The organism is Mesorhizobium sp. WSM3862, assembly GCF_002294985.1.
Taxonomy (GTDB): domain Bacteria; phylum Pseudomonadota; class Alphaproteobacteria; order Rhizobiales; family Rhizobiaceae; genus Mesorhizobium.
Map to the genome: position 1 here is coordinate 1 of NZ_NSGE01000003.1, position 25,519 is coordinate 25,519.

Annotated in this window: 18 protein-coding genes; 11 read left to right on the forward strand and 7 right to left on the reverse strand. The window is 62.6% G+C overall.

The window, feature by feature from the left end; genetic code table 11:
* Positions 1–180 precede the first annotated feature (180 nt).
* Complete coding sequence (locus CK224_RS08500; RefSeq protein ID WP_176477885.1) at positions 181–768, reverse strand: DUF995 domain-containing protein; 588 nt, start codon at positions 766–768, stop codon at positions 181–183.
* A 393-nt stretch (positions 769–1,161) separates the two neighbouring features.
* On the opposite strand from CK224_RS08500, the gene CK224_RS08505 reads away from it, so the two are divergent.
* The 3 genes from CK224_RS08505 to CK224_RS08515 are packed head-to-tail and all read left to right on the forward strand — an operon-like array spanning position 1,162 to position 4,176.
* Positions 1,162–2,079 carry a lysylphosphatidylglycerol synthase domain-containing protein gene (locus CK224_RS08505; RefSeq protein WP_095779161.1) on the forward strand — a complete coding sequence of 306 codons (918 nt, stop codon included), beginning with the start codon at positions 1,162–1,164 and terminating at the stop codon, positions 2,077–2,079.
* Between the two features lie 5 nt (positions 2,080–2,084).
* The gene (locus CK224_RS08510) at positions 2,085–3,161 is read left to right on the forward strand and encodes a glycosyltransferase family 2 protein (RefSeq protein ID WP_066995901.1); all 1,077 of its coding nucleotides are present in this window, start codon (positions 2,085–2,087) and stop codon (positions 3,159–3,161) included.
* 31 nt (positions 3,162–3,192) lie between these two features.
* Complete coding sequence (locus tag CK224_RS08515) at positions 3,193–4,176, forward strand: NAD-dependent epimerase/dehydratase family protein (protein WP_066995743.1); 984 nt, start codon at positions 3,193–3,195, stop codon at positions 4,174–4,176.
* A gap of 28 nt (positions 4,177–4,204) precedes the next feature.
* On the opposite strand, the gene CK224_RS08520 is transcribed toward CK224_RS08515, so the two are convergent.
* The 3 genes from CK224_RS08520 to CK224_RS08530 all read right to left on the reverse strand — a co-directional run bounded on the left by CK224_RS08520 (position 4,205) and on the right by CK224_RS08530 (position 8,346).
* Positions 4,205–6,619: a sulfatase-like hydrolase/transferase gene (locus CK224_RS08520; RefSeq protein WP_176477886.1), complete on the reverse strand. Its 2,415-nt coding sequence runs from the start codon at positions 6,617–6,619 to the stop codon at positions 4,205–4,207.
* A 332-nt stretch (positions 6,620–6,951) separates the two neighbouring features.
* On the reverse strand, positions 6,952–7,692 hold the full coding sequence (locus tag CK224_RS08525) for a sulfotransferase domain-containing protein (RefSeq protein WP_095781478.1): 741 nt from the start codon (positions 7,690–7,692) through the stop codon (positions 6,952–6,954).
* A gap of 138 nt (positions 7,693–7,830) precedes the next feature.
* Positions 7,831–8,346, reverse strand: a complete 516-nt coding sequence (locus tag CK224_RS08530; protein ID WP_245299612.1) for a hypothetical protein — start codon at positions 8,344–8,346, stop codon at positions 7,831–7,833.
* A 232-nt stretch (positions 8,347–8,578) separates the two neighbouring features.
* Here CK224_RS08530 and CK224_RS08535 point away from each other — a divergent pair, with 232 nt between their 5' ends.
* Together CK224_RS08535 and CK224_RS08540 are read left to right on the forward strand one after the other, a co-directional pair.
* The gene (locus CK224_RS08535; RefSeq protein WP_095781479.1) at positions 8,579–11,260 is read left to right on the forward strand and encodes a DUF6212 domain-containing protein; all 2,682 of its coding nucleotides are present in this window, start codon (positions 8,579–8,581) and stop codon (positions 11,258–11,260) included.
* Between the two features lie 238 nt (positions 11,261–11,498).
* The gene (locus CK224_RS08540; RefSeq protein WP_127215833.1) at positions 11,499–11,789 is read left to right on the forward strand and encodes a hypothetical protein; all 291 of its coding nucleotides are present in this window, start codon (positions 11,499–11,501) and stop codon (positions 11,787–11,789) included.
* A 33-nt stretch (positions 11,790–11,822) separates the two neighbouring features.
* Here CK224_RS08540 and CK224_RS08545 read toward each other — a convergent pair whose 3' ends face one another.
* The gene (locus CK224_RS08545) at positions 11,823–12,776 is read right to left on the reverse strand and encodes a glycosyltransferase family 2 protein (RefSeq protein ID WP_176477887.1); all 954 of its coding nucleotides are present in this window, start codon (positions 12,774–12,776) and stop codon (positions 11,823–11,825) included.
* A 293-nt stretch (positions 12,777–13,069) separates the two neighbouring features.
* Between CK224_RS08545 and CK224_RS08550 the strand changes: the two genes are divergently transcribed.
* Positions 13,070–16,273: a DUF6212 domain-containing protein gene (locus CK224_RS08550; RefSeq protein ID WP_141245794.1), complete on the forward strand. Its 3,204-nt coding sequence runs from the start codon at positions 13,070–13,072 to the stop codon at positions 16,271–16,273.
* Between the two features lie 107 nt (positions 16,274–16,380).
* The gene (locus CK224_RS08555) at positions 16,381–17,157 is read left to right on the forward strand and encodes an OmpA family protein (protein WP_095781482.1); all 777 of its coding nucleotides are present in this window, start codon (positions 16,381–16,383) and stop codon (positions 17,155–17,157) included.
* A gap of 192 nt (positions 17,158–17,349) precedes the next feature.
* On the opposite strand, the gene CK224_RS08560 is transcribed toward CK224_RS08555, so the two are convergent.
* Together CK224_RS08560 and CK224_RS08565 are read right to left on the reverse strand one after the other, a co-directional pair.
* Positions 17,350–17,799 (reverse strand): DNA polymerase III subunit chi, encoded by a 450-nt coding sequence (locus tag CK224_RS08560; protein WP_095781483.1) that lies wholly within the window; start codon positions 17,797–17,799, stop codon positions 17,350–17,352.
* A gap of 7 nt (positions 17,800–17,806) precedes the next feature.
* A complete protein-coding gene (locus CK224_RS08565) occupies positions 17,807–19,333 on the reverse strand; it encodes a leucyl aminopeptidase (protein ID WP_095781484.1) in 1,527 nt (508 codons plus the stop codon).
* Between the two features lie 349 nt (positions 19,334–19,682).
* Between CK224_RS08565 and lptF the strand changes: the two genes are divergently transcribed.
* From lptF to CK224_RS08585, 4 genes are all read left to right on the forward strand, one after another.
* Positions 19,683–20,882, forward strand: a complete 1,200-nt coding sequence (lptF, locus tag CK224_RS08570) for an LPS export ABC transporter permease LptF (protein WP_095781485.1) — start codon at positions 19,683–19,685, stop codon at positions 20,880–20,882.
* Positions 20,883–20,884: 2 nt separating this feature from the next.
* Positions 20,885–21,967 (forward strand): LPS export ABC transporter permease LptG, encoded by a 1,083-nt coding sequence (gene lptG, locus CK224_RS08575; protein WP_095781486.1) that lies wholly within the window; start codon positions 20,885–20,887, stop codon positions 21,965–21,967.
* A complete protein-coding gene (locus tag CK224_RS08580) occupies positions 21,967–24,381 on the forward strand; it encodes an LPS-assembly protein LptD (RefSeq protein ID WP_176477888.1) in 2,415 nt (804 codons plus the stop codon). Before lptG ends, CK224_RS08580 begins: the two co-directional genes overlap by 1 nt.
* A 206-nt stretch (positions 24,382–24,587) precedes the next feature.
* Positions 24,588–25,514, forward strand: a complete 927-nt coding sequence (locus tag CK224_RS08585; protein ID WP_066995711.1) for a peptidylprolyl isomerase — start codon at positions 24,588–24,590, stop codon at positions 25,512–25,514.
* Positions 25,515–25,519: the final 5 nt, after the last annotated feature.

Consider the following 25,519-nt stretch of genomic DNA (forward strand, 5'->3'; position numbering starts at 1 on the left):
GAATGGCCCGCCTCGACAAACCGCACAACACGTTCACGCAAATCGAGCGAATAGGGCTTGGGCATGGCAAATCACCTCCACAAGGAAGTGAATCACAAACCTTACATCAGCGGAATGCTTCGCGATTCAATCTGATGGTCCGACGCTCTAGGCATCTTTCTGGACGTGCTTCAGCAGCGACTAACTCTTGGGATCGACCAGCTTGCGGGCCTTTTCGAAATCGACGCTCCTGGTATCGCCCGCCTGAATTTTCTTGAGCTCGTCGGCCGAATTGTCCGAAGCGTGCCTGAAGCTGTACCACCGGCCATCCGGATCCCTCCGTTGCTGGACGGTCCCGTTCAGGACGCGATGGCTGAAACAGGTGCGGATGGGCTGTGCCGTATAGGCCGTGGACCGCCAGACGAGCTCCATGCACATCTTGCCATCATTGCTGAGATGCCATGTACCTTCGGCGAAGGACGTTGAACCAAGCTTGGACGTCCAGGCACGCATGCGCCTGTCCTGGGCGAAATAGGCGGCTCCGTCCTCCCAGTTCCAGGTGCGGTCGGCATAGAACAACTGCAACTCAAATGCCGTCGGCGTGGTGCCTGCTTGTGCCGCTGCCGGAGACCCAGCGCCGGCTGCGTGAGCAACGCCGGACAGCGCCACTCCACCGCAGAAGAGCAGAAGCATCAGGTCCGCGCGCCGCGCAGAACGACGGCACCTCACGCTCCGCGCTGGTCTGGACGGCAATATTTTTCGAACTGCAGGAATGATGAGCGATAACATGTCGACGACGCCTTTCGATCTGGCGTCACTACCCAGATTGGGTATTCGATCCCAATGCGCAGCTACCGCCCCCACGTGATATTAACTGCCGCTCGAGGAATGGTGTCAACCTTCCCGTCGCAGCGAGCCAGGATCGCCCGCGAACGGTGATTGCGGCCGCGCCAAAGCTTGTGGATGGGCAAGCCGCTGGTTTATAGGATCGGCCGCTTATGATGGAGCAGAAACGTTGAACGGGCCGGCGACCACGGAAGGGCTCGGAATCTTGGCGCCTCGCCAGGCCATTGGAAGCCGGCAAGGGAGCCGGCGGCCTGGAGCCGTCCCCTTCCGTGCGCCCGATTTCGAAATCGAAGCAATTACCCGGAGTGCGGCGGTCGGCGCCATTCGGAGAACTGGTTGAAAAAAGCATTCTCGATAATCGTCACCCTGGCGCTGCTGGCCTGGCTTGCGGCAGACTCGCGCTGGAAGATGGTGGGCGACGCCTTCGCCAGCATCACGCCCGGCGCCTTCGCTGCGGTGACGCTGGCGCTGTTCGTCACTTATGTGCTGCGCGCGCTGCGGGTCTGCGACGAGTTCCGCGACGAGGTGAACGGCCGCTTCGGCGCCTGCCTGCGCGTGATCCTCATTCACAACGCCATGATCAACGTGGTGCCGTTCCGCGGCGGCGAGACCGCTTTCCCGCTGCTGTTGCGGCAGGTGTTCGGCATCTCGATCGTGCGCGCCGGCGCTTCGCTCCTGTGGTTCAGGCTGCAGGACGCCTTCGTCGTCGGCGTGCTCGCGTGCCTGGTGTGGCCCGGTCTTCACCCGGCGCTCAGGGCCGCGGGAATAGCAGCGCTGATTGCCTCCGCCTGGTATCTGCCGCGCTGGGCGCGCGCGCCGCATGACTGGGCCGGGCGCGGCAGCATCGTGTCGAAGCTCGGCAAGCTGCGCGATATCTTCACCGAGGCCACGGGGCGCTCCCGCTACGGCTGGTGGTGGACGGTCGCCAACTGGACGCTGAAGCTTGCCGTGCAGGGATGGCTGCTCGCCATGCTGCTCGGCACCTCCTTCCAGACTGCCTTTCCCGGCGCCGTCGGCGCCGAGGCCGCCGCCATCCTGCCGGTGCAGGGCGTCGCCGGCTTCGGTACCTACGAGGCGGGAGCCGCGGCCGCACTGCTTTATTCCGGCATCGCCATGAAGGACGGGCTGCAGGCGGCGCTGGCGCTGCATCTGTTCATCCTCTGCTCGGCCGTTGCCACCGGTGCGATCGCCTGGCTGTTTCCCTCGAAATCGACGCTGCCGGAGACGCCGGCTACGGGACCCGCAAGGAAATGACCGCCATGGACATGCTTCCCATTCCTCAGTCGGGGCTGCCTGCCGGTGCCGTCATGCCCGAGCACCAGCTTTCCATCGTCATCCCGATGTATAACGAGGCCGACAACGTCGAGCCGCTGATCGTGCGTATCCACCAGGCGATGGAGAACTACAGCCAGCCCTGGGAAGTGGTGCTGGTGGACGACGGCAGCACCGACGCCACGCCGAACGAAATTCGCCGCCTGGCGGCCGAATACGGTGCGCATGTGCACGCTGTGGAGCTGGTGCGCAACTTCAAGCAGACGGCGGCCATGCAGGCCGGCCTCGACGCTGCCCGCGGCGATGTCATAGCGACGCTCGACGGCGACCTGCAGAACGATCCGTTCGACATACCGCGCATGGTCTATCGACTGCTGACCGAGGACCTCGACCTCGTCGCCGGCTGGCGCAAGAACCGCCAGGAGGGTTTCTGGATGCGCCGGCTGCCGTCACGCATCGCCAACTCGCTGATCGCGCGCGTCACCGGGGTTCGGCTGAAGGACTATGGCTGCAGCCTCAAGGTGTTCCGCGGCAGCGTCATCCGCAGCGTCAGGCTCTATGGCGAAATGCATCGCTTCATCCCGGCCTGGTTGGCGACGGTGACGACGCCGCGCCGTATCGCCCAGGAGGTGGTGACGCATCACGCCCGCATCCACGGCCAGTCGAAATACGGCATCTCGCGCACCTTCCGCGTGGTGCTCGACCTGGTCTTCATGTTCTTCTTCATGCGCTACCGCACCAGGCCCGGCCATTTCTTCGGCGGGATCGGCATCGTGTTCGGCGTGCTCGGCTCGCTGATCCTTGCTTACCTGTTCAGCTTGAAAGTGTTTTTCGGACAGGACATTGGAACGCGCCCGATGCTGTTCACCGGCTTCTTCCTGGTCATCGCCGGCCTGCAGATGGTAACGTCGGGCGTGCTCGCCGAGATGCTGTCGCGCGTCTATCTCGAGGCGAATGTTTCGCTCGCTTATGTGGCGCGCCCGCAGCCCGCGCCTGGCGAAGGCGATGGCTGGCGTTGGCCGAGCCCGCCCGCGCAAGCCAAGAAAGCCCCGAGACGGAAATGATCCCGCCCCTGCCCTCATCCGAGGTCCGCGCATGACCATCCTTGTGACCGGAGCCGCCGGCTTCATCGGCAGCCATGTCTGCGAGCGCCTGCTCGCCCGCGGCGACGCCGTTGTCGGCGTCGACTGCATGAACGCCTACTACGACCCGGCATTGAAGGCGGCACGGCTCGCCAGGCTTTCCGGCCGGCACGGATTTTCGTTCCGCCAACTCGACATAGCCGAGCCGGGCGCGCTGGCGGCGAATCTCGAGGGAACGCTGCTGAGCGGCATCGTGCATCTCGGCGCCCAGGCGGGCGTGCGCTATTCGCTCGAAAATCCGCGCGCCTATATCCACGCCAACATCGCCGGCCACCTGGAGGTGCTGGAGCTCTGCCGTGCATCGCCCGAGATCAAGCATCTGGTCTATGCCTCGTCGAGCTCGGTCTATGGCGGCAACACCAAGGTGCCGTTCGTGGAAACCGACCGCGTCGACAATCCGGTGTCGATCTACGCGGCGACCAAGAAGGCGGACGAGCTGATCAGCTCGACCTATTCGCATCTCTTTGGGCTGCCGCAGACGGGCCTGCGCTTCTTCACCGTCTATGGCCCCTGGGGACGACCGGACATGGCGGCCTGGATCTTCACCGAGGCGATGCTCTCCGGCAAGCCGATCCGCGTCTTCAATCACGGCGAGATGTGGCGCGATTTCACCTATGTCGACGACGTTGTCGAGGGCGTGATTGCGGTTCTCGACAAGCCGCCGGCGGCCGGCCGCGAGCGCCACCGCATCTACAACATCGGCAACAGCCAGCCGGTGCATCTCGGTCGCTTCATCGAGACGCTGGAAGGGCTGCTCGGCGTGAAGGCCATCCGTGAGGATCTGCCCATGCAGCCCGGCGATGTCGAGAAGACCTTTGCCGACACCAGCCAGCTAGAGCGCGACATCGGCTTCAAGCCGAAAGTGCCGATCGAGGAAGGACTGGCGAAATTCGTCGACTGGTACCGGCGGGAATGGCGGCCGGAGGGCAAGCTGTAAAGCGAAGCGCTGCCGCCGATGCCCTGCCCTACATGCATCCTTCGATAAACGGGCCGCTGACCCATAGCGAGCCGTTGGTATACATGGCGGTTCCGCTGTCGTCGGTGTAGCCATGGGATTGCTCGTCGACGTGCAGCTTGCCGTTGGGCACAAGCTGCCCGTTCACTTTGATGCTCTTGATGAAAAGGTTGCGATCGCCGGGTCGGCCCTCTCCGGCCCACTGGTCGTTGACATAACGAATTTCGATCGTCTTTGGATTGGGCACGCCGCTAAGGTCGATGTGGAACGGTTGCGCCTCGACGGCCGCCTCCGTCAGTTCCGCCACGCGCTGCTCGCCTGTCGACGCCTTGCTCTCCTTGCCCTGGACGGCGATCTCGCCAAGGCGCTTGCCGTCGGCGAAGACGTCGAAACGAGGCTGACCCTGGTAGTCGGTGCCGGCCGCGTCGATCTCCAAGCTTGTGGCTGTGCAGCGCCCCGCGTCTCCGGCCGCGTTGGCGACAAGTGTGGCTATGCGCCGCTTTTGCGATTGCACCCAGCCGGCAATCGGCTGCAGCAGCGCCGTTCGATCGCTCAAGCCTTCGTCGAATAGGTTCGTCTTTTCGCCGGGATCGGCCTTAAGGTCGTATTCCTCGACCTTGCCGGTGGTAGCGTTGAAAATCACCTTTCGATCATTATCGCGATAACCGAGCAAGGAGCCGGCCCACGGATTGAAGAAGAAGGTCCTGTTTGGCCGTTGCTCGCTGAACAGGCTGCGGCCCTGCCACTGCTCGGGCAAAGGCAGCCCTAGTATGTCCATGATCGTCGGAGCGATATCGACGATGCCGCCGACCGGATGCGCGACTTCGTCATGGAAAAGGTGCTTGTTGATCATTATCAGCGGAATGTGGACGTTCTCGTCGTAGATTGCGGTGGCATGGACGTAGTCGCCATGTTCTCCGAACGCCTCGCCATGATCGCCAAGGACGACAACCAGCGTCGAATCGAGCTTGCCGGACTGCTTCAGTGAATCGAGGATTTCACCGAACGCTGCGTCGCCGACCTTCAGGGCGTTGAGATAGGCATTGAATTTTTCGTCATCGACGTAGTGCACCGGCCCGATGTCTTTGGCGGAAGGCACCATCTTCGAGAACATCGGGCTGCCGGTGATATACGGATAATGCGTCATCGCCGTGAACATGACGCCGAAGAAGGGCTTCTGCGGATCCTTCTTCATCCAGTCGATGATCGTTTGGGCCGTGCAGAGGTCACTGTTGTAGTCCATGTTCTTCCACTGCTCGGTACTGAGCTTGAAGGTCGGGGTGGCGCATTTCTGCCCCCGATAGTCCTGGATGACGTCCAGTCCCTTGTTGAGCAGGAACTCGTCCACACGCTGGAAACGGGAATCGGCGCTCCAGAAGAACCCGGTGCGAAAATTGTGCTTGGACAGGGTGTTGGAGATCGTCTCCAGCGGCAGGTACGGATATTTGGCAGTCATCCCGTAGAATGAGATGTCGTTGTACATCGAGGTCAGCAGCGAGAAGATCGAGTAGTGCGTGGACGGCGCATGCGCATAGATCTTGTCGAACCGAATGGAACCTCCGGCATAGCTCTTTATGTTCGGCGTGATCGGATACTGGCCGCCAAAGGTCTCGATGTATTTCGACGGCACCGACTCCATCATGAAAACCAGCACGTTCTTGATCGGATTTGGCGTCGGCGCCTTGAAGCTTGAGGTTTCCGCCGGACGTTCCCCAACGCTGGCGACATCGAGATCATTGCCGCCGGCGCTCATCGCAAAAGTCACCGGCGTCGAACTGAACCACGCCGACTGAACGAAATACACGATAGGATTGTCGACCTTTGATGCTGGCAGCGACTGAGCGCGCACATGATAGCCGCTGCCGACCAGGGCTGCGCCAACGCAAAGAACCAAAGCGATGAGAAATCTCTTGTGGCCTGCGGAACTCAGCCGCTGGCACAAATTGCCCGCGGCGTAGCCGAGGGCCAGCACCAGGACGATGGACCCGAAAAGGATCGCGGCATCCCTCACGTTGAGGGCGTCGCCCATCGCGCTCTTGGCGTCGGCATTCTGCAGGAAGTCGCCATAGACCAGCCACTGGAAGGTGAAAGGCTCACCCAGCATCTTGACGAGATTGATGTTGGCAAATCCCCAGCCGAGCGACACCAGGACCACGAGATAGAAAAGGGAGGCGACGGCCGCGGATGCGAGCCGGCTTGACTTTGTAAGGAAGAGCAGGATCAGCGTTGCCGCCGTCACCGATGTGATGAGGATCAGGTCGTAATAGCTTGCCGCCAATCCCATGGGAATGGACGCCAGAGCCCCTTGAAATGTGGTTTGCGGATCGACGATGACGGCCCGGTAGATGCCCAGCAGAAGCCATAACCACAGGCTGGTGCAAATGACGCGCAAGGACGTCCGCGTGAAGCGAAGTTCCTGCGTCAATGCAGGTTTCGTCCTCGATCCCGTCTGGCCGCCCTCGGACCGGCTCGCCGAGCCCATACCGCCGATACTCATGAGATTGCCCACCGCCAGTTTGTGCTCCGGCCAGAAACCACGGCCGGCAGCTTTCAAACCCCGTGCGCAAAATCGGTTCGGGGCAGGAAAGAGTCAACAAAATCAAGTGTGCGTTAACGACGTCTCTTCAGAACTGGTTAACCGCAAACACTGAAAGACAATGGGTTTGCCAAAGGGCCGATCAGCGTTGGAAGCGGCGAGCTTGCGGCAACAAAGAAAGCTGAGACCGTGTTGCGCGCCGACCCGGCTTCATTCCGACGTCAGCCGAACGCGTACAGATCGTCCGTCGAGACTGCCCTGAAATAGGTCACGAATTCCCAGTAATTCTCGATGCGGTCGACGAAAGGCCGCTGCGGCGGCTTCAGGATCTCGGTCTCGAAGTGGTCCAGTCGCTGGGAACCGCCGAGATAGGCAATGATTGCATTGCCAACCAGTGGATCGCCGATATCGCTATAGTGGATCGGGAAATACGGCTGTCGGGTCTCGAACAGCACGGATCTGATCTTTGCGCGAAACAGATTCAGCTCGCGCAGAAACGCGTTAAAACGTTCTATGTCGAAATGCACCTTCTTTCTCGGGCTGTCGGCTGCGAACCGATCGGTGGCATGGACTGTCCATACTCCGGATGCTTCCGCTTCGAGCAGCGAGACGAAGGACGCGATCGGATTCCTGACAAGCCAGACCTTCTTGACGCTTTCATCTTCCAACACGGGGAGTATGGCCGCGCGCGTCTGGTCGGGAAATATGTGAAAACCGACGAAGCGAGCCGACGGATCGTCGAAGACGCGCGCGATGAACTGCTGCGGCTCGGCATCTCGCAAATCGACCCGATCGCGCGGCAGATCGATTTTCTCGTGATAGTCATGGCGCAAGCCGACGAAGCTCGGATTGAAGATTTCGCCGTGCAGGACCATCCCGTCATATTGGTTGAGATGGCGATTGAGCGCTTGAGAACCGGTTCGTGGCGAAGCGATCAGCACGAACTTCTGACAAGACTGCATTCACGCCACACCCGTTGGAGTTTGCCCGAACATACACAAACGACCTCTCCGTTCAAATGTGAGCGGCCGCTTGAAACGGCAACGGCGGGCGCCCTGAAGCACCCGCCGTCGTCGGTGTCCCAGCACTTGCTGCGGGGTTCAACCGCCGCGCAGGCGCGTTGGGCTGAGGCTCGCAATGGTCGAACGCTGTTCGGCAGGACAAGTCGGCAGGAACCGGCTCGCATCCGCATAGGTCATGGTGGTGACGGAGTTCTTCAGGCCGCCGCGCTTGGCGATCCAGCCGCGAACCCAGCCAGGGTAGTTCTTCATCATGAAGTCGGCAGCGACCTGGTTGCCGCGCGCCCCGGCGCCATACGGCAGGTGGAAGCCGAACGATGCGTTGCGCGTGACGCAGACCTTGCTCTTGGGCATCGCCAGGTAAAGCGTGCAGGCCGAATCGCACGCACCGTTGAAGCGCACGAAGCCGCCGCTGCGGCGCATCTTCAGCATGCGGATGGCATAGTCGATTACATAGCCGCCGCGGTCGCCGCTGATCGTCTTGACGTAGCCCTTGCCGAGATTCATGCGCGGACGCAGCAACTGGTCTGCCGAGCTCGTCGAGATCATCGCGCCCGTCAAGGCGAGCGCAGCGAGAAACTTCAATATCGTTTTCATTCGCGCCTCCTGCTATGCCGTGAACGGTTAGCCGGGACGCGTAAAGATTGGTTATGCCGTGTCGATAAACTTGTAACAATCGCTTGATTGCACAGTTGTTTTAGACGCCGCTTGATGGTCTTGGTTTACCGGTGGCGCAGACGGATGATCACTGAAAAGTAAATCCGGCGCGACCAGAAGGCAGGCAGAGCGCAAAAGCGTTGTTAGCGGAATTGCGGTAAGGGAAGCAGCAATGGCGGTCGGAAGCAAGCTGAAGCCGTTGGGGCCGGGTGTTGAACGTCGCCGCATCTGCGTGGCGGCGCAAGCGATCCCGCGCGACGCCGACATTGACGACGCGATGACGCCCGGCGAACTTGCAAGGCTCTTCGCCGAAAACGGAGACGACGCCACGCTGCTGTGGGTTGCCGGCCGGGACGTGCCATCCACGGACGAGGTAGCTGCCCGCCGGGCGGAGTTCGGGGCCGCCTCGGTCAAACTGGAGGTTCTCGACCGGTCCGACCAGCTGCTTCCCTCGCTGGCGACGCCCGAAAGCCGCTCCGCTGCGCTGCTGCATTATCTCGAGCGGTGCAGTTACGATCTGGTCTACGCGCCGCTGGAGGGTGGCCTGCCCTACTTCACCCTGCTCGCGGCCGAGACCGATGCCTTCGCCACGCCGCCGATCGTCCTCCTTGCCCGCGCTCCGCAAGAATGGGCGCATGAGGCCGACAAAACATTCATGGGCAGCACCGAGGCGATCGCCACGGCCTACATGGAAAAGTACTGCGCCGAGATGGCCGATAGGACGGTCTGTGCATCCGCCGCCCTGCGCCAATGGATGCTGTCGAGAGGCTGGAAGGTGCGGAAGGCGACGGTGCTGCCGCCACCGCTTCGGGCCGTCCGGACCGAAGCGCCGCAGCCACCCATCGCGAGCAAGGCGCGTGAGCTTGCCGCCCTGGCCGGATCGCGCTTTCGTGATGGGCTGACGCTGCTCTGCGACGCGCTCGACATCCTCGCGCAATCGGCGCCCGAAGGGCTGACCCTCACCGCGTTCGGTCCATTCGGCAAGATCATGGGCGAGCACAGCGGCGGACTGCTTCTGCGGCGCGCCGAACGTTGGCCGTTCCGGCTCAAGCTGTTGCCGCGCGCGACCCTCGAGGAGAGGCTCGACTACCTCGCACGCAGCGGCGCCTTGGCCGTTGTCCCAAGCCTTGCCGCATCGACCGGCGAGGCCGTTGGCGCATGCACCGCGGCAGGGCTGCCCTTCGTTGCAACCAATGCCGGCGCGAATGCCGAAGCCTGGAAGGCTCAAGCCGGCCAGCCGCCGCTGGTCGAGCCCGACGCGGCGCAATTGGCGGCCGCCATGCTGGCGGCGCTCGAGAAACCGCCCCGGCCACGGCGGATCGATATGACCCCCTGCCGCAAGGCATGGTTGGATACACGCAATGTGCCCGCTGCCCGGAAGCGCATTCGCAAGCGGCCTCAAGCGGCGCCCCTGGTTTCGGTGGTGATGGCGCATCGCAACCGGCCGCTCTATCTCAAACAAGCCATCGAAGCGGTCGAGGCGCAAACCTACGGCAATCTTGAACTGGTGCTGGTCGACGACGGAAGCGACCTGGAAGAAGCCAGGCAATTGCTGGATACGTTGGAACCAGGCTTCCGTAAGCGCGGATGGAGGATCCTGCGCCGGCCGCACAAGCATCTTGGCGCCGCCCGCAATGCCGGCGTGCGCGCCGCGCGCGGCGAACTGATCCTGTTCGTGGACGACGACAATGCGCTTTTTCCGGAAGCCGTCGAGCATTTCGTCCGTGGCATGGCGGCATCGGGCGCGGACATCTGCACGGCCTTCCAATTGCTCTTCTATGAGGATTTCGTGCCCGAGGACCGGGCCGACGGCCTGATCCAGTATCTGCCGCTTGGCGGCCCCGACGCGCTGGGCCTGATCCACAACGTCTATGGCGACGCCAATGCGATGGTGCGCCGGTCTGTTTTCTCGCAGATCGGATTTTGGCTTGAGGATCCCGGCTATGCCATGCACGACTGGGAGTTCTTCGCGCGGGCGTCACTCGCCGGGCTCAAGCTCAGGCCCATTCCAAAGCCGCTCTACTGGTACCGGTCGAAACCGGACGGCATGTTCCGCACGTCGAATTGGTACGACAACCGCTTGCCTGTCCTGGAGGCGTTCCGGACGCTGCGATCCGATGACACCCGGCTGCTCCACCAAATGGCCATCGCGCAGAACACGGCGCGTTCCGAAGTCGACAGCGCGCGCGAGAACCTGAAATATACGCCTGCCGATCGCAAATATCTGGCTCTCAGCGACCTCGAGCCGAACGGCGAGGCAGCGATCGAGGCGCTCGCCGGCATCGCCGCTTCGGTCGGCCGCCACGATACTGCCGTCGCCTTGCTTGGAGACGGTCTCGCCAGGCCGCAGCCAGACGCATCAGGCAGAGCCGTGGCGGCCGGCGCTTCAGGCGCGCTCGCTTACGACGTGCTGAGGGGCGCGAGGCTGCTTACGCCGCGCACTGCCGCGCTGCCGTTGTTGCTGGTGGCGCCCGACGGCGGCGGCGTGTTCCTGCGCCCGCATGCGGAGGGTGCGGTCGCCGCATCGATCGATCATCAATTCCCACCCTTCTTCCGCAGAATAGAGGCCGCCATCGAACTCGCCCATGCCGAGGCTCCGCCAATCGCGTTCGGCCTGGCGCTCGCCCGCCCGGACCGGCCTATAGACTGGCAGCAGGATGTCGGCGCGCAGACAATCGGCTTTTCCGGCTGGATGACGGTCCGCGACAGATTCGTGCGCCACGCCCTGGCGGCGACGGTCAATGTCAGGCGCAAGATGCCGCTCTCGATCGTTCTCGCGGTGCGTTTCGCGGAAGGGCCGAACGGTGCTCCGAGCAACGCCTTCTTTCGGACGCTGACGGTGTTCAGCGACTAAAGCAGGACGTTCGAAATCTGAACTCGACATGCTGCCCTGTTCGCCTGTTTTTCGGCGCCGCATTTCTGCGGCCACGACGCGATTCAGCCCCGTCGGCGAGAAATAGCCTTCACAGGCCCAAGCAGCCGCTCAAAGTTAACCATCTCTCAAGCCGATTTCTTCCGCTATGGTTGACAAATTGCTAACAAATCAATAGTATCAACAGCCTATGGGGTGTGTAGTGGCAAGGGTGGGCGTAATGCGTAAGATACAGTCGCTACTTCTGGGCGGACTCAGTCTGCTCGGGTTGAGCGTCGCGTTTTCGAATGCGGCGCAAGCGCAAATCGAAGTTGCTCCAATCAAGGAAGCCGAGCTCGCCTGCGAGCAGGCCCTCAAGATCGGCACCATCGAGGCGCTAGAGGACTACCTGCATCGTTATCCGAATGCGCCAACGGCCTGCAAAGCGCTTGCTTTGAACAGCTTGTCGCAGTTTGCCGGGGGCGGTGGGAACGGCAATGGCGGGGATGGCGGCGGCCGCTACGGCGGATAATTGCCGGCGGCATTTCGCCAATAGATCGTCAGATCAGCTGGCCGCGGTTTCCTGTAACCGCGGCCAGCCCGTCGCGACGAATTCGGCGTAGCGATCCGAGGTTTTCATCCAGCCGAGTTCCACGAGCTGGGCTGTGTCGCCGCGATAGCGCACGGACCGGTCGTTGCGAAGCGAGAGCTTCGGATTGAGCTCCAGGGCTTCCATATAGGCGGCGCGCTCTTCGAGCGTCTTTTCCTTCAGTTGCGCATTCTCGCCTAGCGAGGATGCCGATTTCTGCTGGAAGCCCCAAACAAATTTGAAGTGCAGCAGCGCGACGCGGAGTTCGCTGAACCGCACCTTGCTGATGGTGTGCTGCGCCGCGTGATAATGTGTGTCCCTGCTCCACCGCACGATCGGCACCTTGGTCAGGCACGGTGGAAAGGTCTGCTTGAAGCGGCCGCGCCAGAAAACGCGCTCGCGCACCCCGCCGAACATTTGCTCGGGAGGATAAAGTCCATCCCGAGCGCGCAGCCACCCCGGCTCCGGATCGAAATAGGGGGATGCGTCCACCAGAGGGATGCTGCCGTCGTAGCTGCATTCCGCCAACGGTTCGTCCGCGTACATGTCGATCATGGATCCGATCACAGCTTCGGCCCCGGTCGACTCGAGATAATTGAAAAGCCGGCGCAGGCTCACGCGCTCGAGATCGGGATAGACAAGAAGCTCGTCGGCATCGACGGACAGACACCAGTGGCCGGAACCGAACACGCGCATCAATGTGTTGATCCATCGCGGCGGGGTGATGTTCTCGGCGAAATGCGACCCCTCCGTGTGGAAACAATGGCTGTCCGGCTGCTCCAGGACTAGTTCTCGCGTCCCGTCCGTCGAGCCGTTGTCCAGGAAGAAGAACCGGTCGACTCCGAGCCTTCGATAATGTTCGAGAAGATGCGGCAGCAACGTCCTCTCGTTGCGCAGTGCAACGAAGCACAGAATCTCGTCCTTGCGCACGTCAAGCGGCCTATGGTCCAGCCGCTCAAGGTGTTTTGGAGGTCGATGGGCAAGCATGCGAACGCCAATCAATACGGTTTGCGCGAGGAGCCTGGACAGGCTTGCGCTGATTATCCCGGTCAGACGATTATCAAAGTGTTATCCACCTGTTGGCAAGACTGCTGCGGCTGAGGATCGAGGGGGACCGATTGAAGGTTGGTTCGAAGACGGGCGCAATCTCTACGCCTAAGCGGCAGTCAAGCCACAAACCCCGCAGGGTGTGTGTCGTTTCCGAAGTCGAGTTCGGCTCGACGGTGACCGCTGATCCAGGGTCGGCGACGTATGCGCTGGCGCAGCACCTGGCGAAAATCGGCGACACGGTCACGCTGCTATGGGTGCCGAGCCCGCTCGGCAGCCAGCCCGACGAGCAGGAAATCGACAGGCTCGCCAAATGGAGCTTCGATAATTTCCTGGTGCGGCTCGAGCTGCTGCCGCGGTCACCCGAATTGCTGCGTGGCCTGGAGTCCAGCGACAAGAATTCCGTAGCCGTCTACCACTACCTCAAACAGAACCCCTTCGATGTCGTCTATTTCGCGCTTGAAGGCGGGCTGGCGCATTTCCCCACCGTCGCCAAGCGCACGGGTGTCTTTGCCGACCCTCCCATCCTCGTGGTGCTCGCGCATGGGCCGCTCATGTGGGATCTGGAGGCTAACGCCAGGGCGATCGAACGCAAGGAGCAGATGACCGTCGCCCATATGGAGAGAACCTCCGCCGAGACCTGCGACCATCTCGTCGTCACCGGGCAGTCCCTGCTCGACTGGATGACCAAGGCGGGGTGGAGACTGCCGGCCAGCCAGCACATCGCGACGCCGTTGCAGCCCGAGGAGTGGCGTTCGAACTTCGCCGTCGATCACTACCGGCCCCGGGAAAAACCGGCCGCCGAGGTGGTTCATTTCTCGGGCACCAAGACGCGAAGCGGACTGACGCTGTTTTGCGACGCACTGGATCGCCTGGCCGAGAATGGCGTGACGGACCTGGCCGTGACCATCGTCGGCGCATTTGGTCATGTGCTCGGCGAGCATTCGGGCGGCATGATCCTGCGGCGCGCCCGGCAGTGGCCGTTCAAGCTGAAGCTGCTGCCCATCCGGGACGAGCCCGAGATATTTCGTTACCTGCGGCAAAGCCATGCGCTGGTGGCAATCACGCATTCAGCCGCGCAGCTCCCGCTGGATGTGGTGACGTGCCTAGACGAGGAGATTCCGTTCGTCACGACGGACGTCGGCAGCATACGCGGGCTGCTTCGGCCGGAATCTGCCGAGGCGGTCATGGTGGAGGCATCCCCCTCCGCGATCGCGGGCAAGATCCAATCCGTGCTCGAGAGCCGCTCGTTCGGTCCGGCAAAACCGTTGCTTGACCGGGAAGCGCGCGAGAAGGCCTGGAGCAAACTGCACGTCAAATTGTGCCGACGTCCGGCCAGAGCCGACGGCCCAAGCCGGAACCGCAGCCGACCGCCGCTGGTATCCATCATCACGGCGCACTACAATCGGGCGCGGCTGTTGCCGCAGGCGATTGCCTCGGTCCGGCGCCAGGACTACCCCAATATCGAACTGATCGTCGTCGATGACGGCAGCACGGATCCGGATGCAATTCGGCTGCTCAATGAAATCGAGCCCGAGTTCGAGCAGCGCGGCTGGCGGATCATCCGGCAGAAGAACGGCTTCCTCGGCAAAGCGCGCAACACCGGTATTCGCGCCGCCAAGGGGTCCCTTATCCTGTTCCTGGACGACGACAACGCTCTCTTCCCCAACGCGGTCAGCACGTTCGTGGCCGGCATGCAAAAGTCCGGCGCCGATATCTGCACGACTTTCGCCAAATGGCTCAACGAGCCCTTCGTGCCGCCGGACACCAAGAGCGGCTATATGCTCTACTTTCCGGTCGGCGGTCCGCCGGACATTGCGCTGATTACCAATCCGTATGGCGACGCCAATGCGATGTTCCGGCGCGAGGTGTTCGACAAGGTTGGCTACCTCAACGAGGAGCGCGGCTTTTCGGCGAGCGATTGGGAATTCTTCCTGCGCGCCGATCTCGCGGGTCTGGAAATCGTCACCGTGCCGGAGCCGCTGTACTGGTACCGGTCTTCGCCGGCCGGCATGAACCGCAATGCCGAGTGGCTGAGGAATCGCCGGCCGATCATCGATGTGTTTCGAAAGCACAAGTTCGCGCACACCGACATGTTCGTGCAGCTCGGCATCAGCTCGAACACTGCCGATCATGAGAAGGACCTCAACCTCTGGAACCTTGAACTGCGCGTCAAGGACGAACGGTATCTGCGGCTGAGCTCAGCCTCCCCCAACTCCGCGGACGCAGTGCAGTTGCTGGCCGAGATTGCGGCGCGAGAAGGCAGGGCCGATACGGCCATTTCGCTGCTCGCTCACGCCGGACGGTCCGACTTCACGCTGGGCGTCGTCGAACTGCTCAACGCCGCCGCTGAAGAAACAGTGCCGGAACTCCATTCCTCGCTCTACAGCGAGCGCTACCTCCCGGTCGAAGCCCTGCGCCGCGCCTATGTCGGCTCGCATCCGGCTGCCGATGCGGATCTCTTGAGCTATGTCGAGCAGTCGCCGGACCAGCTGTTTGTCCAAGCCACCGCCGGCACCGTCTCAATGGCGCTGCTGAAGGGCGTCTGTCCGGCGGGGACGATCAGCGCCAGCTGCTGGGTCTATCTCGATGAGGCACTGACCGCACCGGCGCAGTTCCAGATCGCGATCGTGGACGCGGAAAACCAGACCTTTGACCAGCTCGCCCGGCTCCTCGAGGATGGCGACGGGAACGGTTGGGCCGATGTCAGCCGCCCGCACGAACCACGCGAGATCGCAACGGGCGTCCACTCGCCTGCTCCCGGCAGACGCGACCTGCTGCTCGCCGTCAGATGCGGCGGCAATCGGCCGGACGCTCGGGTGCTCGGGGGCTTTTCAAGCATTCAGGTCCGAAATGTGGTTTCGACCGGCGGGAAGCACCCGCGTCTCAACGCGCCGCAAGAACGTCAACGCATGCGGCGGCTGACCGGCGAGGAGCTGAAGCGCGCAGCGCTTGTAACGAACTATCCGTCCGAGTTGCCGGCATTGCTGGTCGCCGGGGACAATGGCGGTATCTTTTTGCGGCCGAGCATCCATGGCCCGGTTGTCGCCGCCCTCAATTCGACTTTCCCGACCTTTGCCCGCAGTGTCATCGCTACGGTGGAGATCGCCCACGAGGATGCCTCGCCGTTCGAATTCGCCATGGCGCTGGGCCGGCCGGAGGAAAAGCTGGTCTGGAAAAACGACGCGCCGGTCGGCGCGCTGGCATTCTCCGGATGGACGCGGATTTCGAAACCTTTCGAGTTGCACGATTTGAAGGTTTCCGTCCGGGAGATCGACCGCAAATGGCTGACCATCTATCTGGCCATCAAACTGCCGCGCGGTTCGAAGCCGATGCCGTCCAACGCCTTCTGGCGCAAATTGCTGCTCCTCTGGGACTGAAGGGCGGGAGCCCGCCAATCGCGCGAACGTGACCTTTCATGGGTGCGAATCAGAGGTGCGAAGTGCGATAAGAACAGATCGGGTCAGTGTGGAAGGGCGCCAAAGAAATGAAAAGTATTGTCGGCCTTGTCCTGGGTCTTTTCATCATTCCCGTCAGCGCCGCATTTTTCACAGCCGCCGCCCAGGAGCGCGACGTCGGGCCGAAGTGCACCCAGTGGAACTCGTACCGCGTCCTGTTCAAAAAGGGCGACGGCAAGATTTCCGACGAAACCGCGAAAGGGCTGGCGGCATTCGTCAAGGACGCCGGTCGCGATTGCGGCTACCGGCTCTACGCGACGGCCAGCAAGGAAGGCGCGTACGACAAGGCGGACAGCATTGCCGGCCAAAGGCTGAACGCCACACACGCGTTTTTGAAAGCGCAGGGCGTCAAGCCCGAAATGGTGCTGGCGCTTTCTCATTGGGTCGACGATAGCGCCAGCGATAAGAACCAGGCGCGGAGCGCTATCCTGTATACCTTGCCGAAGCAAGGGATCTCCTGCCGGCAGTATGAAAAGCGAAGCCCTGCCCAGGTCGCCCTCTTCTTCGACAGCAGATCCTCGGTGATTTCACCCCCGGTCAAACGCGACCTCGAGAAGTTCGCCAACAGCATCAAGGATTCGCGTTGCAACGTGGAACTGACGGCATTGGCCGCCAAGGAGATCACGGGCGCCAATGCGGCAAAGACGAACAAGGACCTGGCCAAGCAACGGATCAAGGCGATCATGGACATCATGACCGCGATTGGCATCGACAGCGACCGCCTCATCGATACGAATGTTGAGTATGTCGGCGACAAGAAGCCGAATACCGCCAAAAATCGCATGGCCACCGCATCGCTGATGTAGCGCGCCTGCCGCCGGCGAATGTTACGACTTTGAAACGCCACCCGTGCTCGGTGGGGAAATGTCCGTCGAGCAAATCAAGAAGACTTCTTCAGGGTCAAAGTGCATATCGCCGGCCAAATCCACCGACAGGTGAAGGACCTTCCGCCCGGCACGAAAATCAACAAGACAACGATGAGCGACCGCTGATCACCCTCACGCCTTGCGCTCCCAGCGACGGTCGGGCGTTTGCTGCCAGTAGGTCACCGCGTGGCCGGCTTCCTTCATCATCTTCCAGTGGCTGCGCGCGCCTTCGAGCTGCGCCGCGTCGTGGCCGTCGAACAGGAAGACGGCGCGCTCGTAGCCCGAAAGCTCGGGCGGGTGCGCACCATCGACCAGGAAGCGGATCTGGGCAGCGTTGGGGTTGCCCTCCCCCGTGGTGAGCAGGATCGGCTGCTCGGCCGGATAGACTTCGCGGTCGGTGGCGTGCGCGAGGAAGGAGTCGTCGCGAAACGTCCACAAATGCTGGTCGAGCGCGTCCCGCCGTTCCTCCGTGCCGGTCTGCACGACCGCGCGCCAGCCGCGCTCGACACTGCGCTCGAGCAGGCCCGGCAGGGCTTCCTCAAGCGTCGATTCGGTCAGGTGGTAGAACAGGATGTCGGCCACGACAGCCTTATCCTTCGTAATGGTCGCGCACCAGCCTGTCGAGCAGCCGTACGCCAAAGCCGGAGCCCCAGGATTGGTTGATCTCGCTCGCCGGCGCGCCCATCGCGGTGCCGGCGATGTCGAGATGCGCCCAGGGCGTGTCCTTGACGAAACGCTGCAGGAACTGCGCGGCGATGATGGCGCCGCCATAGCGGCCGCCGATGTTCTTCATGTCGGCGTTCTTGGACTCGATCAGCTTGTCGTATTCGGCGCCAAGCGGCATGCGCCACAGCCGCTCCTGCGTCGCTTGGCCGGCGCCGAAAAGCCTGCCGGCCAACTCGTCATTGTTGGAAAACAGGCCGGCATAGTGCTGGCCAAGCGCGACCATGATGGCGCCGGTCAGCGTCGCCAGATTGACCATGAATTTCGGCTTGAAGCGATCGTTGGTGTACCAGAGCGCATCGGCGAGCACCAAGCGGCCTTCTGCGTCGGTGTTCAAGACCTCGATCGTCTGGCCCGACATCGAGGTGACGATGTCGCCCGGGCGTTGCGCATGGCCGTCGACGGCGTTCTCGACCAGGCCGATGACGCCGACGATATTGGCCTTGGCTTTGCGGGCGGCCAACGCACGGATCAGTCCGGTGACCGCGGCGGCACCGCCCATGTCGCCCTTCATGTCCTCCATGCCGGAGGCCGGCTTCATCGAATTGCCGCCGGTGTCGAAGGTGACGCCCTTGCCGATGAAGGCGATCGGCGCGTCCTTGGCCTTGCCGCCCTTCCATTGCATGACGGCCATGCGGGCGCCGCGCGGCGAGCCCTGCGCGACGCCAAGCAGCGAGCCCATGCCGAGCCTTTTCATCTCCTTCTCGGTGAGGATCTCGACCTCGACGCCGAGGCCTTCCAGTTCCTTCGCGCGAGCGGCGAACTCGACCGGACCGAGCGTATTGGCCGGCTCGTTGACGAGATCGCGCGCAAGCAGCACGCCTTCGATAACGGCCTCTTCCGCGGCGAACGCCTTCTTGGCGGCGGAAGGGTCGGCGCAGTGGATGGTTATCTTGGCCGGCTTTGCGGTTTCGGCCTTTTTGCTCTCCGCGCCCTTGGCGTCGGATTGGCCGTCTTCCTTGTCCTTCCTGGTCTTGTATTTGTCGAAGCCGTAGCTGCGCAGCAGGATGCCGGCGGCAAGGTGCGCCGCCTGCCTGCCGTCCGGCTGGAAGTCCGGAAGATCGAGGATGACTGCGACTTCCACAGCCTTGCGCAGCGCGGCGGCAACCGCGCCGCCGAGCTTCAGCCAGGCGTAGTCGTCGAGGCTTGCGACCTTGCCGGCGCCAACCGCCACCAGCCGGTCGACAGAGGTTCCCTCCGGTGCCAGCACTTCCACCGAGCTCGCGAACTTGCCGGAGAAATCGGCGACCGGAAACGCGCGCGCCAATGCGCCAGCCGGGTCGCAGGCCTTCGCGGCATCGCCAAGGCCGCCGCCGTCGGCCGCAAGCACGAAGACGCTGCCTTTTTTGGGCGCGGCGAATTTGGCGAAGGCAATCGAAGGTCTCGAAGTCATCAGATCCTGCTTCCGGGGTGAGGCGCCGCGAACCGGCTTTCAAGCGTGCGCGACATTTGGTCGTTTTCGGCCATTTGGCAAGACTTTGGCCGAAATCGCTGTCTATATCGGCGCCGAAACCAACCAAGGATTCGTCGCGGCGGAACGCAAGCTTTATGCCGCAACCTGTTGTTAACCATCAATGTTTCGCATTTCTTATTCATTGACGCGGAGACTCCGCCGCGCCGGGCGCGTGGCGTGGAGAGGACAAACCAGATGAGCCGCCTATGGACCCGGTTGTGCAGGCGTCGGCGGATGACTACCTTGTCGGCGGGCATGATGCCGTTCGGCACAATCGAGAAAAGCCTTCATGAAGGTCGTTGAACGCTACATCATGCGTCGCGCTACCGCGATGTTCCTGGCGGCGCTGGCGTGGACACTGGCGATCGTGTGGACGACGCAGGTGCTCGCCAAGATCGACTTGGTCACCGACAGCGGCCAGTCGGCGCTGACCTTCTTCGAAGTCGCGGCCCTGATCATCCCCTCGATCGTGCCGATCGTGGTGCCGTTCGCGCTGGTGGTCGCGGTGGCGCAGACGCTGAGCGCCATGAACACGGATTCGGAGCTGGCGGTGATCAACGCCGCGGGCGCCTCGCGTTGGGCGATCGCACGGCCGATCCTTCTGCTGGCGCTGGCGGCCAGCGTCTTTTCCTTTGCCGTCGACAACGGCGTCGATCCCTATGCCAGGCAGAAGAACCGGCAGCTGGTGGCGGCCTCGCGCGCCGACCTTCTGTCACTGATCATCCAGGAAGGCACCTTCCGTAAGATCGACGACGGCCTGTTCCTGCAGATCGGAGAACGGCTGCCCGACAACAAGCTCGGCGGCATCTTCGTCGCCGATTCGCGCGAGGAAGGCGCCAACCTCACCTATTACGCAAAAACCGGCAGCATCGTCGAAAAAGGCGACGAGAAGGTGCTGATGATGAATGACGGCGTCATCAACCGCAAATCGGTGACCGGCGACCTTTCCGTCATCCGTTTCACCTCCTACGCCTTCGACCTCTCGGCCTTCATGTCGGCGGCGAACGAGATCACGCTGCTGCCCAAGGACCGGACGACGCCATACCTGCTCGACCCGGATCCCAACGACAAGATGTACCAGCGCAATCCGGGCAGCTATACGGCCGAGGTCAACCAGCGCTTCTCCGAATGGTCTTATTCGCTGGTCTTCGCGCTGATCGCGCTTGCGGTCGCGGGCGACGCGCGCTCGCACCGCGAGGCGCGCATCCATCCGCTGATCACCGCAATCGCAATCGCCCTTTTCGTCCGCTGGCTTGGCTTCTTCGCCGCCGGCAAGGCCGACAAGGTCTGGTACTACGCCTATATGGTCTACGCCGTTCCGATCGTGGCGTCGGCGGTCTCCGTCTGGTTCATCATGTCGTCGCGGAGCATGGAACTGCCCGCCGCCTGGGCCGACTGGATGACGAATCTCGCCGGCCGCGTCAGCGAGGGCTGGACGGCGCTCAAGCTGTGGCTCGCCCGGCGCGGCACCTCCGGCCAGGGAGCCTGACGATGGGCTGGACGCTGGGCCGCTATTTCTTCTTCCGCTACGTGTCGATCACCATCTGGTTCTTCCTCGGCCTTTTGGCGCTAGTGTTCCTGATCGATTTCACCGAACTCTCGGGGCGCACGACCGGACTGCCGGGCTTCACCTACGGCACCGCCTTCGCCATTTCGGCGCTCAGGATGCCGATGATCATGCTGCAGACGGTGCCTTTCGTCGGGCTTTTTTCGGCGATGGCAACGCTGGTGTCGCTCAACCGCCGCTACGAGCTTGTCATCGCGCGCTCGGCCGGGGTTTCGGCCTGGCAGTTCCTGTTCCCGTGCTGCGTCGGCGCGCTGATGTTCGGCCTGTTGTCGGTCGGCGTGCTCAACCCGATCGCCGCGCACGGCTTTTCCTGGTCGGAGCAGATGGAAAACCAGTTGCGCGCCGGCAAGTCGAACGCCGTCGCGGAGGACACGACGCCTTGGCTGAGGCAAAAGACAAACTCCGGCGACACCATCATCGGCGCCCGCGCCATCCTCAACCAAGGACTGGAGATGGCGGACGCGGTATTCTTCGTCCTCGACCGGCAGGGCAACATCGTCGAGCGCAAGGACGCCGCGCGCGCCTTCCTGCGCGACGGCTACTGGGAATTGCAGGACGTCAAGCTGTTCAAGGACGGCAACATCCGTGCCGAGATCTCCGACCGCGTGGCCACCAACCTCAAGCCGGAATTCGTGCAGGAACGCCTGGCGCGCCCGGAAACCATTCCGTTCTACGAACTGCCGGCAAAGATCGAGGTTGCCCGCTCCTTCGGCCTCAAGGCAAATGCCTTCGCCATGCAGTTTGATTCGCTGGTGGCGTTGCCGTTCCTCCTCGTCGCCATGACGCTGATTGCGGCAACAGTTTCAATGCGATTTGCGCGGATGGGGCAGTCGGCGACGATGATTCTGGGTGGCGTCCTGGCCGGCTTTCTGCTTTATGTCGTTTCGGTACTGGTCAAGGCATTCGGGGTCGCCGGATTCGTGCCTACAATGGTGGCTGCATGGGTTCCGGTTGTCGTGGCTATGTTCTTCGGGGTGACTTTTCTGCTATACAAGGAAGACGGCTAGTGAGGGAGGCTGGTTTGCGCAGCCATAGGCAGGCCGGCCTGGCACGCCTTTATGGGGCGACAGCCTTGGCATGTTTGTTCGCTTGCGTGGTACCGACGGTGCCGGCGCTGGCGCAGACCATCACGGCAAAGCCTGTTCCCTCCGGCACACAGATGCTGCTGGCCGCCGATACGCTCGTCTATGACAACGACAAGCACACGGTGACGGCCGTCGGCGGCGTGCAGATCGACTATGGCGGCAACAAGCTCGTCGCCCAGCGCGTCGTGTACAACCGCGACACCAAGCGCCTCGTCGCCAGCGGCGCCGTCGAGCTCATCAACAGCGACGGCACCAAGATCAATTCCGAGCACATCGACATCACCGACGATTTCGCCGACGGCTTCGTCAACGCGCTGCGCGTCGAGACGGTCGAGAAGGCCTATTTCGCCGCCGAAAGCGCCGAGCGCATGGGCGGCGTGCTGACCACATTCCACAACGGCATCTACACCGCTTGCGAGCCTTGCGAGGACAAGCCCGACTCGGCACCGACATGGCGCGTCAAGGCGAGGAAGATCATCTGGAACGGCGAGAAGAAGACGGTTCGCTTCGAGAATGCGAATTTCGAGTTCTTCGGCTATCCGCTTGCCTATTTGCCAGCCTTCGAGATCGCCGACCCGACGGTCAAGCGCAAGAGCGGCTTCCTGATCCCCGGCATCGTCTACAACAACAACCTCGGCGTCGGCCTCAAAGTACCCTACTATTTCGCGCTCTCGCCGACCTATGACCTGACCGTCACCGGCAGCGGCTACACCAAGCAGGGCTTCCTCGGCGAGGCCGAATGGCGGCAGCGCTTCAACAATGGCGAGTACAGCCTGAAAATCGCCGGCATCAATCAGCAGGATCCGGACGCCTTCATCGGCACGGGCAATCGCTTTACCGTCGATTCGGGAGAGCCAAACGATCCCAACAAGTTCCGCGGCATGATGGGCACCAAGGGCCAGTTCGCCATCAACGAGCGCTGGAACTTCGGCTGGGACGTGCTGCTGCAGACCGACAAGAATTTTTCGCGCACCTATAATATCGACGGCTACAACGACCTCGTCCACCAGTCGTCGATCTATCTGACGGGCCTGAGCGACCGTAATTATTTCGATGTCAGGGCAATGCGATTCGAGGTGCAGGAAGACACGCTGTCCAGCGACCCGACGGCGCGCTCCGCCAAGCAGCCCTGGGTGCTGCCGTCGTTCGACTACGCCTATATCCCCGACATGTCGGTGGCGGGCGGGCAGTTGTCGCTCAACGTCAATGCACGGGTCATCAGCCGCGACCGGCTGGACGCGGTGCTGGCCGATCCGCTCGACGACACTTCCATCAACAACGTGCGCGGCCTCGAGGGCCAGTCCAGCCGGCTGACGGCGGAGGCCGAATGGAAGCGCACCTTCACCACCGATGACGGACTGCAGCTGACGCCGTTGCTCGCCTTTCGTGGCGACGCCGGCTATGTGTCGACCACATCCGAATCGCTGGCGGCGGTCAACCAGATGGCGGCGAATCTCGGCGAGGATGTCGACATGCGCTCCTCGCTCGCCCGCTACATGGCCACGCTCGGCCTGGAGATGCGCTGGCCGCTCCTGTTCTCGATGTCGAACTCCAGTCATGTCCTGGAGCCGACAGCGCAGATCTTCGTGCGGCCGAACGAGCAATATGTCGGCGGGCTGGCCATTCCGAACGAGGACGCGCAGAGCTTCGTCTTCGACGCCACGACTCTGTTCGAGCGCGACAAGTTCTCCGGCTACGATCGCATCGAAGGCGGCACGCGCGCCAATGTCGGCTTCCGCTACTCCGGCGCCTATGGAAACGGCTGGGGCACCAACGCCATCTTCGGCCAATCCTACCAACTGGGCGGCGAGAACTCCTTCGACGCGCCGGACCTCGTCAATGTCGGCGCCTATTCGGGCCTGCAGACCGCCAAGTCCGACTATGTCGGCCTCATCGGCTTCAACAGCCCGAGCGGCTTCTCCGGCTCGCTCAGCGGCCGGTTCGACGAGCAGACATTCGAGGTCAGGCGCGCGGAGATCAAGGCGGCCTATTCCGGCCTGCCGGTTTCGCTCAGCGCCAAATATGCCTTCATCCAGGCGCAGCCGCTCTACGGCTTCGCCACGGACCGCCACGAGGTCACGCTCGGAGCCTCTACGCACCTGGCCGAGAGCTGGCGGGTCTTCGGCACCGGCACCTACGATCTGGAGACAAGCGTCCTGGTTAAGGACGGCGTCGGCTTCGCCTATAACGATTCCTGCTTCACCTATGTGATGACGTTCTCGCAGACGCGCGATACAGTCACCAAGGAGGTGTCGCAGAATATCGGCTTCAACCTGTCGTTCCGCACGCTCGGCGATTTCGGCTCGTCGACCAGCGGCGTCGACACGATCCAGTAAGCGGAGGCAGCGCCGGTCACGGCGTGCGCCGTCGCCGGCGTGAAGCTTGGTTTGGCGCGTGATCCTTCGAAAGTGGGGCCGATTCTCGGGGTCATGCGCCGGCGACATTGTTTCGCCGCATAGGAAGGGCATGGGGTCGACCACATAGCGCATGCGTTCGGAGGACGTGCGGCGCCGTCGTGGCGGATAGGAATTGGGAAGGTGAGATGAGGAAATACCTGTTTTCGGCAGGATTCGCGCTGCTGGTGGCGGCGACCTCGGTTTCGATCGCGGCAATGACGCCGCCGGCATTCGCCAGCCAGATCAAATATGTCGTCAACAACATACCGATCACCACCGGCGACATCGCCCATCGCGCCGCATTCTTCAAGCTGCAGCGCAAGAAAGGCGACGCGGCCAAGGAAATGATCGACCAGACGCTGCGGCTTGCCGAGGCCAAGCGGCTCGGCATCCGCATCACCGACCAGCAGGTCGACGCCGCCTATCAGCGTTTTGCCTCCAACAACAAGATGCCGCTCGCGAAGCTCGACGCCGTCATGGCGCAGTCCGGCGTTACGAAGGAACATTTCAAGGAGTTCATCCGCGCGCAGATGGCCTGGAACCAGGCGCTTGGCGCGCGCTACCGCTCCGGCGAGGGTGGCTCGGTGACCGAGCAGGACGCGGTCCGCCGCATGCTCGACAAGGGTGGCTCCAAGCCGAGCGCCACGGAATATATGCTGCAGCAGGTCATCTTCGTAGTGCCCGCTTCCGAGCGCTCGGCTACGCTTGCCAAGCGCAAGCGCGAGGCCGACGCCATGCGTGCCCGCTTTAACGGCTGCAACACCACGCGCGAATTCGCCAAAGGGCTGATCGACGTCACGGTGCGCGATCTCGGCCGCGTGCTGGCGCCGCAATTGCCGTCGGACTGGGCCGAACAGATCAAGGCGACCAAGGTCGGAGGGGCGACGCCGACGCGCGAGACCGAACGCGGCGTCGAGTTCATCGGTATCTGTTCCTCGCGCGAGGTTTCCGATGACAAGGCCGCCCAGATGGTGTTCCAGGCCGAAGGCGGCAGCAACGACAAGGACGCCGACGAGCTCAGCAAGAAATATGTCGAGGAACTGCGCAAGAAGGCCACCATCGTCGAGCGATAGGCCGT

Coding starts and splice junctions, on each gene's coding strand:
- CK224_RS08500 (WP_176477885.1), bottom strand. CDS start 768: ATGTTATCGCTCATCATTCCTGCAGTTCGAAAAATATTGCCGTCCAGA.
- CK224_RS08510 (WP_066995901.1), top strand. CDS start 2,085: ATGGACATGCTTCCCATTCCTCAGTCGGGGCTGCCTGCCGGTGCCGTC.
- CK224_RS08515 (WP_066995743.1), top strand. CDS start 3,193: ATGACCATCCTTGTGACCGGAGCCGCCGGCTTCATCGGCAGCCATGTC.
- CK224_RS08525 (WP_095781478.1), bottom strand. CDS start 7,692: ATGCAGTCTTGTCAGAAGTTCGTGCTGATCGCTTCGCCACGAACCGGT.
- CK224_RS08530 (WP_245299612.1), bottom strand. CDS start 8,346: ATGAAAACGATATTGAAGTTTCTCGCTGCGCTCGCCTTGACGGGCGCG.
- CK224_RS08535 (WP_095781479.1), top strand. CDS start 8,579: ATGGCGGTCGGAAGCAAGCTGAAGCCGTTGGGGCCGGGTGTTGAACGT.
- CK224_RS08540 (WP_127215833.1), top strand. CDS start 11,499: ATGCGTAAGATACAGTCGCTACTTCTGGGCGGACTCAGTCTGCTCGGG.
- CK224_RS08555 (WP_095781482.1), top strand. CDS start 16,381: ATGAAAAGTATTGTCGGCCTTGTCCTGGGTCTTTTCATCATTCCCGTC.
- CK224_RS08565 (WP_095781484.1), bottom strand. CDS start 19,333: ATGACTTCGAGACCTTCGATTGCCTTCGCCAAATTCGCCGCGCCCAAA.
- lptF (WP_095781485.1), top strand. CDS start 19,683: ATGAAGGTCGTTGAACGCTACATCATGCGTCGCGCTACCGCGATGTTC.
- lptG (WP_095781486.1), top strand. CDS start 20,885: ATGGGCTGGACGCTGGGCCGCTATTTCTTCTTCCGCTACGTGTCGATC.
- CK224_RS08585 (WP_066995711.1), top strand. CDS start 24,588: ATGAGGAAATACCTGTTTTCGGCAGGATTCGCGCTGCTGGTGGCGGCG.